13 protein-coding genes are annotated in these 11,254 nt (G+C 75.4%); 3 read left to right on the top strand and 10 right to left on the bottom strand.

Features of this window, described 5'->3' with window-relative positions; all coding sequences use genetic code 11:
• Positions 1-65: 65 nt before the first annotated feature.
• The 8 genes from rpmF to CPE01_RS04715 all read right to left on the bottom strand — a co-directional run bounded on the left by rpmF (position 66) and on the right by CPE01_RS04715 (position 7,255).
• A complete protein-coding gene (gene rpmF, locus CPE01_RS04750) occupies positions 66-263 on the bottom strand; it encodes a 50S ribosomal protein L32 (RefSeq protein WP_094180454.1) in 198 nt (65 codons plus the stop codon).
• A 2-nt stretch (positions 264-265) separates the two neighbouring features.
• The gene (locus CPE01_RS04745) at positions 266-844 is read right to left on the bottom strand and encodes a YceD family protein (RefSeq protein WP_146805474.1); all 579 of its coding nucleotides are present in this window, start codon (positions 842-844) and stop codon (positions 266-268) included.
• Positions 845-998: 154 nt separating this feature from the next.
• Positions 999-1,493 (bottom strand): hypothetical protein, encoded by a 495-nt coding sequence (locus CPE01_RS04740; protein WP_146805473.1) that lies wholly within the window; start codon positions 1,491-1,493, stop codon positions 999-1,001.
• Between the two features lie 85 nt (positions 1,494-1,578).
• The gene (gene coaD / locus CPE01_RS04735; RefSeq protein WP_146805472.1) at positions 1,579-2,061 is read right to left on the bottom strand and encodes a pantetheine-phosphate adenylyltransferase; all 483 of its coding nucleotides are present in this window, start codon (positions 2,059-2,061) and stop codon (positions 1,579-1,581) included.
• A gap of 5 nt (positions 2,062-2,066) precedes the next feature.
• Positions 2,067-2,696, bottom strand: a complete 630-nt coding sequence (locus CPE01_RS04730) for a GNAT family N-acetyltransferase (protein ID WP_246783743.1) — start codon at positions 2,694-2,696, stop codon at positions 2,067-2,069.
• Positions 2,693-3,301, bottom strand: coding sequence for a 16S rRNA (guanine(966)-N(2))-methyltransferase RsmD (rsmD, locus tag CPE01_RS04725; RefSeq protein WP_146805471.1), 609 nt, complete (start codon positions 3,299-3,301; stop codon positions 2,693-2,695). Before rsmD ends, CPE01_RS04730 begins: the two co-directional genes overlap by 4 nt.
• Positions 3,302-3,451: 150 nt before the next feature.
• Positions 3,452-5,617, bottom strand: coding sequence for an ATP-dependent DNA helicase RecG (locus CPE01_RS04720; RefSeq protein WP_186811411.1), 2,166 nt, complete (start codon positions 5,615-5,617; stop codon positions 3,452-3,454).
• A gap of 81 nt (positions 5,618-5,698) precedes the next feature.
• Entirely contained in the window at positions 5,699-7,255 is a 1,557-nt protein-coding gene (locus CPE01_RS04715) for a DAK2 domain-containing protein (RefSeq protein WP_186811410.1), read from the bottom strand.
• A gap of 311 nt (positions 7,256-7,566) precedes the next feature.
• Between CPE01_RS04715 and rpmB the strand changes: the two genes are divergently transcribed.
• Together rpmB and CPE01_RS04705 are read left to right on the top strand one after the other, a co-directional pair.
• On the top strand, positions 7,567-7,758 hold the full coding sequence (rpmB, locus tag CPE01_RS04710; protein WP_048343462.1) for a 50S ribosomal protein L28: 192 nt from the start codon (positions 7,567-7,569) through the stop codon (positions 7,756-7,758).
• A gap of 96 nt (positions 7,759-7,854) precedes the next feature.
• Positions 7,855-8,379, top strand: coding sequence for a GNAT family N-acetyltransferase (locus CPE01_RS04705; RefSeq protein ID WP_186811409.1), 525 nt, complete (start codon positions 7,855-7,857; stop codon positions 8,377-8,379).
• 52 nt (positions 8,380-8,431) lie between these two features.
• Here the strand turns inward: CPE01_RS04705 and CPE01_RS04700 are convergent, their stop codons facing one another.
• On the bottom strand, positions 8,432-9,481 hold the full coding sequence (locus CPE01_RS04700) for a thiamine-phosphate kinase (protein WP_146805467.1): 1,050 nt from the start codon (positions 9,479-9,481) through the stop codon (positions 8,432-8,434).
• Positions 9,482-9,600: 119 nt separating this feature from the next.
• Between CPE01_RS04700 and CPE01_RS04695 the strand changes: the two genes are divergently transcribed.
• Entirely contained in the window at positions 9,601-10,086 is a 486-nt protein-coding gene (locus CPE01_RS04695; RefSeq protein ID WP_307723671.1) for a DUF3515 family protein, read from the top strand.
• Between the two features lie 48 nt (positions 10,087-10,134).
• Here the strand turns inward: CPE01_RS04695 and CPE01_RS04690 are convergent, their stop codons facing one another.
• Entirely contained in the window at positions 10,135-11,226 is a 1,092-nt protein-coding gene (locus CPE01_RS04690) for a D-alanine--D-alanine ligase family protein (RefSeq protein WP_146805509.1), read from the bottom strand.
• Positions 11,227-11,254: the final 28 nt, after the last annotated feature.

Raw genomic sequence — 11,254 nt, 5'->3', positions numbered from 1 at the left:
TGGCCGAGGCGTCCGTGCCGGCACTCATGCCGAGCTCCCGGACGTCACGACTGCACGCACCCGCGTCAGCGGGCGTCGTGCTCGCTGCGCAGCGCCTCGGCGTACTGACGACCGTTGTAGGCACCGCACGACGGGCACGCCGTGTGAGGCTTCTTGTCGGCCTTGCAGTTGGGGCACTGCGTGATCGTCGTGGCAGTGGTCTTCCACTGCGACCGACGCGCACGGGTGTTGCTGCGCGACATCTTGCGCTTCGGAACCGCCACGGCTAGCTCTCTTTCGTCTCGTCGTCCTGGCTCACCAGACCGCTCAGGGCGGACCAGCGAGGGTCAAGCGTCTCATGCGAATGGTCAGGGTCGTCCGCCAGGGGCGCTCCGCACTCGGAGCACAGACCCGGGCAGTCGTCACGGCACAGCGGCTGGAACGGCAGAGCCGGCACCACCACGTCCCGCAGCGCGGTCTCCAGGTCGATCAGATCGCCCTCGAGCTCACGCACGTCCTCGTCCTCGTCGCCCGCCTCTGTCGCGGCGGCCTGACGCTCGGGGTACACGTACAGCTCCGTGAGCGTGACGTCGACGTCCTCGACGACCTCGCCCAGGCAGCGCACGCACTCCCCGACCGCCCGGCCACGGACGGATCCGGTGACCAGGACCCCCTCCATGACGGCCTCGAGCCGCAGATCCAGCTCGACGTCCGTCCCTTCGGGGATGCCGATCACCTCGGTACCGAGATCTGCAGGAGCGGCGACGGTGCGCTGCACGGTCCGCGTCGATCCCGCACGTCGACCGAGCTCGTGGGTGTCGAGCACGAAGGGCGAGCGGGGATCGAGGTGAACTGGGCGCTGCACGGCCGTCCCCTCGTTCGTGGTGCTTGCTTCTGCGATCTCGGCCCGCCGACCGGCAGGACCAGCGTACGACTCTACAGGTCGGTGCGAGGGCCTCCCAAATCGCACCGACGTGACCGCGACCACGCGCCGGCGCGTGCCGGGCGTGTGCGGACGCCTAGGTGTCGGCCCGCGTGTCGGAGCCGAGCCGGCCCGCGAGCTTCGCGCGCCCTGCCTGCACCTGCGCGAGCACCTTGCCGAGGTCGATCTCGAAGTCGGCGAGACGCCGGTCGCAGTAGTCGTCCGCGTCGCGCCGCAGCTCGTCAGCGGTGCGTTGCGCCTGCGCGACGATCTCGGCGGCCTGCTCCTGCGCCGCCGTCACGACCGCCTCGCGCGAGACCAGCTCGGCGGCCTGCGCACGCGCGCGCTCGAGGATCAGGTCGGCGTCGTGCTGCGCGGCCTCGCGCGCCGCGTCCGCGTCGGCGAGCACCTGGTCCGCACGCGTCAGCTGGTCCGGCAGGACGTCGCGCGCCTGCGCGACGAGGTCGAGCAGCTCGGCACGGCTCACGAGCACCGACGAGGACATCGGCATGTTGCGTGCCGCGACCACGGCCTCCTCGATCGCGTCGAGCACGCCCGTCAGGCCCTCGGTCCGCTCTTCCGCCTCGCTCACGACGTCCTCCTGTCTGCTCCCGCTCGACCGTCCACGGCGCGGGGGTGCACGGTCCAGCCTCGCACCCGCCGGCCCGGGCTGCGCCTCACGCGCGCTGCGCCCACGCCGCCCGCACGGCGTCCGCGACCCCCGGCGGGACCAGGTCGTCGACCGGCCCGCCGTACCGCGCCACGTCCTTGACCAGCGACGACGCGATGTGCGCCAGCCCGGGGTCGCCGACGACGAAGACCGTCTCGACACCCGTGAGGTGGCGGTTCATGAGCGCCATCGGCAGCTCGCCGTCGAAGTCGGCCCCGCCGCGCAGCCCCTTGACCACCGCGGACGCACCGACCTCGCGCACGAAGTCCGCCAGCAGGCCGGGCACCACCTCGACCCGCACGCCCGCGTCCGACGCGAACGCCGCGCGGGCCAGCGCGACACGCTCGTCGACGGCCAGCAGCGGCGACTTCGCGGAGTTCCGCGCGACCCCCACGACGACCTCGTCGAACATCGAGCGCGCGCGGCGCACGACGTCCACGTGGCCGAGGGTCAGGGGGTCGAACGACCCGGGGCAGACGGCGAGGCTCACGTGCGTCAGCGTAGGCCAGCGGCCTGCGGCGCCCGGTGCATCGCGCGCAGCGTCGCCGCGTCGTCGAGCGGCACGTCGCCCACGCCGACGAACCCGAGGCGCTCGTAGAGCACGACGTTGCGCTGCTCGGCCGTGCACAGCCAGGCGGTCAGGCCACGCTCGTCGGCCGCCGCGAGCCCGCGGTTGACCAGCAACGAGCCCAACCCGCGACCCTGCTGATCGGGGCGGACGGCCAGCAGGTGCAGGTAGGTCGCCGTCTCGGCGGGCGCGAGGCCGGCCGTGCGGCCGAGCGTGGCGAACACGTGCGCGGCCCGCTCGGGACCGACGACCGCCGTGACGACCCCCGGCACGGACGGCAGGGACTCCAGCACGGGGTGACCTTCCGGGATCTGCGGCGGGCGCCACGCGGCCACGGCCGCCACGCTGCCGTCGACCTCGACCACCTCGACCTTCCCGACCGCGACGTAGCGGTCGATGAGAGCCCCGAACCAGGCCGCGACGACGTCGTCCCGCGTCGCCTCGTCGGGCAGCACCCACCGGACCAGCGCGTCGTCGTGGAACGCGTGGGCCAGGACGGTCCGGATGGCCGGGACGTCGTCCGCGCGCGCCTCGCGCACCGTGCGCACCTGCGTCATCCGTGCACCCCCTCCTCGTGGTCGCCGGCGCCCTGCGCGTCGGCGTCCGTGGGCTCGTCCGGCTCGGAGAACCACACGGCGGTCTCGCCGTAGGACCGCGCGTCGAAGCGGCTCAGGCCGGCGGGCCAGTCGGGCTCCGGCGCACGACCGGAGCGTTCGACGACGACGACCGCCCCCTCGGTCAGCGTCCCGACGAGCCCGCGCAGCACGGTCCCGAGGTCGGCCTCGGACAGGTCGTAGGGCGGGTCGATCAGCACGAGGTCCCACGGCGCCAGCGGCGGTCGCTCGACGAAGCGCTCGGCCCGCTCGGCGGCGACGACGACCCGGTCCCCCACGCCGAGCGTCGCGACGTTGCGTCGGCACACGTCGGCGGCCTGCCGTGCCGTCTCGACGAGGGTGACCGCGGCGGCGCCGCGGCTCACCGCCTCGAGCCCGAGCGCCCCCGAGCCCGCGTACAGGTCCAGGACCCGCGCACCGGCGACGACGTCGAGGTGCTCGAGCCGCGAGAAGAGCGCCTCGCGCACGCGTTCGCTCGTCGGACGCGTGCCGGCGCGCGGGACCTGCAGCACGCGTCCGCCGACGCTGCCCGCGACGATCCTCGTCACACCGTCCTCCCCTCCCGACCGGCGGCCACGCACCGGTCGGCGCGCGCCTGGACGCCCTGGCCCGCGCGCCGAGCGACGCGCGGTGTGCGCACAGCCTGGCCCACGACCCGCCGGGACGTCACCTCGCGACGGGCGCGCGCGGCGGTCTCGTCAGGCACGGTCGATGAACTCCTCACGCTCGCCCGCGAGCAGCGCGTCGATCGCGGCCCGCAGCGCCGGGTACGACTCGAGCTCGGGGTCCTGCTCGACGACCGCGCGTGCGTCGGCCCGCGCCTGCTCGATGAGGTCGCCGTCACGCGCGACGCGCAGCAGCCGCAGCGACGAGGCCGCGCCCGACTGGGACGCACCCAGCACGTCGCCCTCACGGCGCTGCTCGAGGTCGAACGCCGCGAGCGCGAACCCGTCGAGCGTCTCGGCGACGGTCGTGAGCCTCTGGTACCCGGGGCTGCCCTCACGCGCGCCCGAGACGAGCAGGCACACGCCGGGCGCCGTGCCGCGGCCGACCCGGCCGCGCAGCTGGTGCAGCTGCGAGACGCCGAACAGGTCGGCGTCGAGGATGACCATCGCGGTCGCCTCGGGCACGTCCACCCCGACCTCGACGACGGTCGTCGAGACGAGGACGGGCGCGGCGCCGGACGCGAACTGCGCGAGCGCGCGGTCCTTCTCCTCGGCGGGCAGCCGCCCGTGCAGCACGCCGATCTCGAGGCCCGCGAGCTCCGGCAGCGCGCGCAGCTCCTCGACCACGTCGAGGACCGCCCGAGGGGGTCGCCTTGGGGCGGAACCGGCCTCGCCGAGCGTCGCGGGCTCGTCGGCCACGAGGTCGGCACCGTCGGCGTCGTCGCCCGAGATCCGCGGGCACACGACGTACGCGCGGCCGCCGGCGTCGACCTCCTCCCGGACGCGGCTCCACGTGCGCGCGAGCCAGGCCGGACGGTCCGCCGGGACGACGAACGACGTGATGGGCGACCGACCCGCGGGCAGCTCGCTGAGCACCGACGTCTCGAGGTCGCCGAACACCGTCATCGCGACCGTGCGCGGGATCGGTGTCGCGGTCATCGCCAGCAGGTGCGGCTGGGCGGCGGCCTTGGCCCGCAGCGCGTCGCGCTGCTCGACGCCGAACCGGTGCTGCTCGTCGACCACCACGAGCCCGAGCTCGGCGAACTGCACGGTCTTCTCGAGCAGGGCGTGCGTCCCGACGACGATGCCCGCGGCGCCCGACGCGGCGTCCAGCAGCGCCTGACGCCGGGCGGCCCCGGTGACCGCGCCGGTGAGCAGCGCGACGCGCGTGCCCTGCTCCGCGCCGCCGAGCATGCCGCCCTCGGCCAGGTCGCCGAGCAGCGTGCGCAGCGAGCGCGCGTGCTGCGCGGCGAGCACCTCGGTGGGTGCGAGCAGCGCCGCCTGCCCTCCGGCGTCGACGACCTGCAGCATCGCGCGCAGCGCGACGACCGTCTTGCCGGAGCCCACCTCGCCCTGCAGCAGCCGCTGCATGGGCACGGGACGGGCGATCTCGCGGGCGATCTGCTCGCCCACCTCCCGCTGACCCGCGGTGAGCTCGAACGGCAGGCGCTCGTCGAACGCGTCGAGCAGGCCGCCGGCCTGCCGCGGCCGCGCGACCGCGGGCTCGGCGGCCGCCCGCGCGCGCCGCCGCGCGAGCTCGGCCTGCAGGACGAACGCCTCCTCGTAACGCTGCCGGCGCTGCGCGTGCACCCAGTCCTGCTCGGTCTCGGGACGGTGCAGCCGCCGCAGGGCCGGGAGCAGCTCGCCGAGCTCGCGGGCCTCGCGGACCTGCGGCGGCACCGGGTCGGGGACATCGCCCTCGCGCAGCGGGCCGAGCACGACCTGCACGGTCGCCGCGATCTTCTCGCTGTCGAGCTGGGCGCTCGCCGGGTAGACGGGCAGCGGCCGCTCGGCGTGCTCGATCACGCCGTGCTCGTCCTCGCCGTCGAACCACACCACCGCCGGGTTGGCAAGCTGCGCGCGGCCGTTGAACCACCCGACCTTGCCCGTGAACAGGCCCCGGCGCCCGGGCCGCAGGTCGCGCTCGAACTTCTTGGCCATGCCCTCGCGCTGCGCGAAGAACGCGAGGTGCAGCACCGCTCGACCGTCGGTGACCTGCGCCTCGACACGCAGCTTGCCCGACGAGCGCGAGCGCAGCACGCCCGACGCCGACCGCACCTCGGCCACCACGGAGGCCTTCTCGTCGATCTCCAGGCCGGCGATGTCCGTCAGCCGGCTCGGGTCCGCGTAGCGACGCGGGTAGTAGCGCAGCAGGTCGCCGGCCGTCCGCACGCCGAGCGCCTCGAACTTGGGCCCCATGCGGGGCGCGACCTTCCCGATGGGCCGGTCCAAGCCGTCCGAGCGCACGACCCCGTCCGCGTACACCTGCGCGTCCTCCTCTCAGTCCACCGCGACGAGCACGGCCGGGGCCGTCGCATCGCTCAGGATCGTCGGCTCCAGGCCGTGCGCGGCCGCGGCCGCCTCGACGCGTGCGGCCAGGTCGTCCTCGAGCGGTCCGGGCACGACCACCGTCAGGCTCTCCGGGCGGGACGGCGCCGCGTGCTCGTCGGCGGGCGCGGCCCCGACGAGGTGCGCCACCGCCTCGGCGAGCGACGCGCGTGCGGTCGCGGGTTCGAGCGCCGCGACACGCACGCGGCCCGTCGCGAGCGCCGCCGCGTGCACCTGCGCCGACCCGTCGCCCGTCACGAACGCGAGCGTCGCGACCGCCGCGCGCGCCTCGTCGTCGGCCCCCAGCAGCTCGACGCCGTCGAGCTCCAGCAGCGCCTCGAGCTCGGCCCCCGTGACGGCGCCTCCCGGCAGGACCAGCACGTCGCGGCGCCCCGTGTCCTCGACCGCGCGGCGCACGTGCGCCGCCGTCACCGGCTCCTCCGGGCAGCGCACGACCACCACGGCGCCGGCGGTCGCGTACCAGGACGCCAGACCGGGTGAGGCGGTCACCACGACGAGCCCCCACCCGGCCCCCGGCCCGGCGTCGACCCCGAGCTCGACCACGTCGAGACGGCGCACGACGACCTGCTCACGCCGGCCGAGCGCGCACGCCTCGATCGCGGCGGCCGGCTCGTCGGTGTGCACGTGCGCGTGCCACCACCCGTCCGCACCGACGACCGCGACCGAGTCCCCGACCTGTCCGAGCGCGCGGCGCAGCGCTTCGGCCAGGTCGCGCGGGCCGTCGTCGCGCACGACGAGCATGACCTCGAACGCACCGCCCTGGGCCGCGTGCCCCGCTCCGCACTCCTGGGGTGCGGGTTCGTCGTGTCCGGAACCGCGCTCGGGGAGCCACGCCACGGGGCCCGGCGCTGCGTCACCCGCGACCCCGGCGACGAGCGCGTCCACGACGACGAGGAGGGCGCACGCGCCCGCGTCCGGGACGTGCGCCCGCCGCAGCACGGGATGCGTCGCGCTGATCCGCGCGAGCGCCTGGTGCCCGGCCGTCGCCGACTGCGCCAGCACGGTCGCCGTCGGGGCGCCCGCGTCCGCACCGAGCACCGCGGCGTCCGCCACCTCGTCGGCGAGCGTGAGGACCGTGCCCTCCTGCGGGTCGGCCAGCGCCTGCCGGGCCGCCCGCGCGGCCGCACGCAGGGCGTCGGCCAGCACGACGCCGGCCCGCTCGTCGGGCCCCGCGCCCGTGACACGGCGCGCGAACCCCGCGAGCCACTGGCTGAGGATCACGCCCGAGTTGCCGCGCGCGGCCAGCATCGCGCCGCGCGCGAACGCGGACAGCACGTCGGCCGCGTCGGGCCCACCCGTCTGGTCGGCGCGCACGCGCACCTCGTCGACCGCGCGCGCCCCGCCCTCGAGCGTGAGCCAGGCGTTGGTGCCCGTGTCCCCGTCCGCCACGGGGAAGACGTTGACCGCGTCGATCCGGCCGCGCGCCTGCGCGAGACCCGCGCGCGCACCGTCGACCCAGGCGATCGCCTGTGCGACCTCCAGCGTCACGCGCACCTCCCCGTCCCCCGGTCACGTCTCCGTCAGGTCCTGCCGCACAGCCTGCCGGACGAGGGCGACCCACGACGCCGCACGACCGCCCGGTGAGCCGTGCGGCAGGACTGCGGCGCATCTCACCCTGCCGCACACCGCCCACATTTGGGGCGCCTGCTCGCGATGGGCTAGTCTTGACCGGTTGCCCGACGGGTTCGGGCGCCCGGGATGGACCGCATGCACGCCCCCATGGGGCTCAGGTCCGTCCACCAGACTTCGCCGCGGATCCCGCGGCTGTTCATGTTCGACCAGAGCAACAGGAGAACACCGTGGCCGCCACCTGCGACGTCTGCGCCAAGCGCCCGAGCTTCGGGCACAGCGTCTCGCACTCGCACGTCCGCACGAAGCGTCGCTGGAACCCGAACATCCAGCGCGTCCGCGCGGTCGTCGCGGGTACCCCCAAGCGTCTGAACGTGTGCACCTCGTGCCTCAAGGCGGGCAAGGTCCAGCGCGCCGTCTGAGCTCGCGCTCGCACCACCACGCACGTCCACGCAAGGCCCGTGAGGATTTGTCCTCACGGGCCTTGCGTCGTGGTGCCCATGTGGCAGGGTGACTCCATGGCCGAGCAGATCGAGGAGCTGACCATCCGCCCCGCGGGTCCCGTCGACGCCGACGCGATCGCCGCGGTGCACGTGCGCTCGTGGCAGGAGGCGTACGCCGGGATCATCTCGCAGCGTTACCTGGCCTCGCTCGACCCGCAGGAGCGCGCCGTGCGCTGGGCCCAGCACCTCGAGCAGGGCCCCGCCGACGGCGTGCGCACCTGGATCGCTCAGGACGGCGCGCGCCTGCTCGGCTTCGCGTCCGTCGGCCCCAGCCGCGACGAGGACGCGCGGCGCGGCGAGATCGAGGTGTACTCGATCTACCTCGAGCCCTCGACATGGGGGCACGGCGTCGCGCGCGAGCTCATGCGCACGGTCATCAGCGAGTCGGGTGAGCACACGCCGATGAGCCTGTGGGTGCTCGCCGCGAACGAGCGCGCGCGGCACTTCTACCGCCGGCACGGCTTCCAGCCCGACGGCGTCGAGCGTTACGAGGACCTGGGTGGCGAGGAGCTGCTCGAGGTCCGCTACCGGCGCGGCTGACGCGAGCCCCCGGCACCGGCGGCCTATGGACGCCGGTCCCATGACCCGAGGCCTACCGACCGGCGAAGTGGTCCCAACCGGGCGCGGTCGTCGGGGCGGCGCCGTCGAGCGTGACGTCCGGCTCGTCGCCCTCGCGTGCGGCGACGCGCCCGACGGGCCGGAAGGGCGCAGGCAGCGGCGCGTCCGCGGGGAACGTCGCGAGCAGCCCGTGGTCCTCTCCCCCGCCGAGCACCCATGCCCAGGGGTCGCCGCCGGTCACCGCCGCGGCCTCGGCCAGGTCGGCGACGTCCGCGGCCAGCGCGTCGGCGTGCAGGTCGAGCCGCACGCCGCTCGCGCGCGCGAGCCGTCCGGCGTCGCGCAGCAGCCCGTCGGACACGTCGAGCATCGCGGTGGCACCCGCACGCGCGGCGTCCGGCCCCGCGTCCAGCGGAGCCGACGGACGCAGGAACGTCCCGACGAGCCGGACGTGGGCCTCGTCGTCCGAGCCCGCCCGCCCGACGCCACCCTGCCCGACGCCACCCTGGACACCGCCGCTGAGGCTCTCGGTGACAGGACCGCCGAGGCCGCCGTCGAGGTCGAGCAGCGCGAGACCCGCCGCGGACCGTCCCAGGGTGCCGGCGTGCGCGACCACATCACCTGCGCGCGCGCCCGAGCGCAGCACCGGGGCGCGACCCTGCAGGTCACCGTGTGCCGCGACGCTCACCACGACGAGCGGGCTGCCGGACAGGTCCCCGCCGACCACGCCCACGCCGAGCGGCGCGCACACCGCGGCGAGCCCGCGCGCGAGGCCCACCACCCACGCCACGTCGAGCTCGGCCGGCACCGCGAGCGTCACGACGAGGCTCGTCGGCACGGCACCCATCGCGGCGACGTCGGCGAGGTTCTGCACGGCCGCTCGGCGGCCCACGTCCTCGCCGGACGACCACACGCGCCGGAAGTGCCGGTCCTCGACGAGGACGTCGGTCGTCACGACGAAGCGTCCGTCGGGCGCGGCGACCACCGCGGCGTCGTCGCCCGGGCCGACCTGCGTCGCGGCGCCTCGCGGCAGCTCGGGGACGATCAGGGCGAGCAGCTGCTCCTCGGTCAGGTCGGCGACGCGCACGACGTCACGCTAGTGCCCGCCCGCGGACGTCGCCGACGCGTCCGCACGTGCGGCACCCCACAAGCCCGACCCGGCCCCGACGGCCCTGACGGCCTCGCGGACTGGTTACGGTGGTGCGCGTGCCCTCCGCCCGTCGTCTCATCGCCCTCGTCGTGCTGCCGGCCACCCTCGCCGGGTGCGCCTCGGTGGTCGCGACGAAGCCGGGACCGTTCGCGACGGACCCGGTCTGCGCGCAGGTCGTGCTCACGACCCCCGACGAGCTCGCGGAGGGTCTGACCCGGCGCGACACCGATGCGCAGGCCACGACCGCGTGGGGTGACGGCTCGGGCGCCGTCGTGCTGCGCTGCGGCGTCGAGCCCCTCGCTCCGACGACGGACCGCTGCCAGACCGTCGAGGCCGCGGACGGCACGTCCGTGGACTGGGTGATCGTCGCCTCCGACCCGGACGACGAGCAGGCGAGCGACTGGACGTTCACGACCTACGGCCGCGTCCCGGCCGTGCAGGTGCTCGTGCCGGCCGAGGTCGCCCAGAAGCACCCGTCGTCGTTCCTCGACCGCTTGGGCGCCGCAGTGTCGCTCACCGAGCGCGAGCGCGGCTGCCTGTAGGCCGAGGCGTCCCGCGCGCCCGCCCGTGGACCGGCGGGCGCCGGTGGCTCAGCGCAGCCCGGTGGGCCGCTCGAGCGCGAGCCGGACCAGCTCGTCGACCAGCTCCGGGTAGCTCAGGCCCGACGCCTCCCACATGCGGGGGTACATCGAGAACGGCGTGAATCCCGGCATGGTGTTGATCTCGTTGACGACGACCTCGTCGTCCGGCGTGACGAACACGTCGACGCGCGCGAGGCCCTCGCAGCCGAGCGCCTCGAACGCCTGCACGGCGATCTCCTGCACCCGCTGGGTGACCTCGTCGGACAGGTCGGCCGGGCACGCGAGCCGGACCGCGGCCTCGTCGAGGTACTTCGCCTCGAAGTCGTAGAACGTGTGCTTGCCGTGGTCCACGACGATCTCGCCCGGGAGCGACGCACGGGCGCGCTCGCCGTGGTGGCCGCCGAGCACGCCGCACTCGATCTCGCGCCCGACGATGCCGGCCTCGACGACGACCTTCGGGTCGTGCCGCTGCGCCTCGGCGATCGCGGCGGGCAGGTCCGCGAGGTCGTCGACCCGCGTGATGCCCAGGCTCGAACCCGCGCGCGCGGGCTTGACGAACAACGGCAGGCCGAGCGGACGGATGCGCTCGGTCTGGCCTTGCGGGTCACGGTCGTACGCGCCGGGGAGCAGGACGACGAAGGGGCCGACCGGCAGGCCCTGGCCCGCGAACACGAGCTTCATCATGTGCTTGTCCATGCCGACGGCCGAGGCGAGCACACCGTCGCCGACGTACCGCACGTCGGCCAGCTCGAGCATGCCCTGCAGCGTGCCGTCCTCGCCGAACGGGCCGTGCAGCAGCGGGAACACCACGTCGACCGCGCCGAGCGGGAGCGGCACGTCCCCGTTCGCGACGAGGTGCACCTCCCGGTCCGACGACGACTGCGGGAGCTGCACGTGCGCACGCGCGTCCTCGACCTGCGGCAGCCGGCCCTCGGTGATCGACCAGCGGTCCGGGTCGTCGTCGGCGAGCACCCAGTGCCCCTCGGGCGTGATCCCGACCGCGAGGACGTCGTACCGGTCGCGGTCCAGCGCCCGCAGCACGCCGCCGGCCGTGGCACAGCTGATCGCGTGCTCACCGGAGCGGCCGCCGAACAGCACCATCACGCGGGGACGAGCCGGGATGCCGGTC

This window comes from Cellulomonas persica (assembly GCF_007989825.1).
Classification (GTDB): Bacteria; Actinomycetota; Actinomycetes; order Actinomycetales; family Cellulomonadaceae; genus Cellulomonas; species Cellulomonas persica.
This window is presented reverse-complemented; position numbering and strand designations above follow the sequence as displayed.

Excerpts from the sequence above, each read along its gene's own strand:
- CPE01_RS04690 (WP_146805509.1), bottom strand. The coding sequence starts at position 11,226 with ATGGTGCTGTTCGGCGGCCGCTCCGGTGAGCACGCGATCAGCTGTGCC.
- CPE01_RS04720 (WP_186811411.1), bottom strand. The coding sequence starts at position 5,617 with ATGGGGCCCAAGTTCGAGGCGCTCGGCGTGCGGACGGCCGGCGACCTG.
- CPE01_RS04730 (WP_246783743.1), bottom strand. The coding sequence starts at position 2,696 with ATGACGCAGGTGCGCACGGTGCGCGAGGCGCGCGCGGACGACGTCCCG.
- CPE01_RS04705 (WP_186811409.1), top strand. The coding sequence starts at position 7,855 with ATGGCCGAGCAGATCGAGGAGCTGACCATCCGCCCCGCGGGTCCCGTC.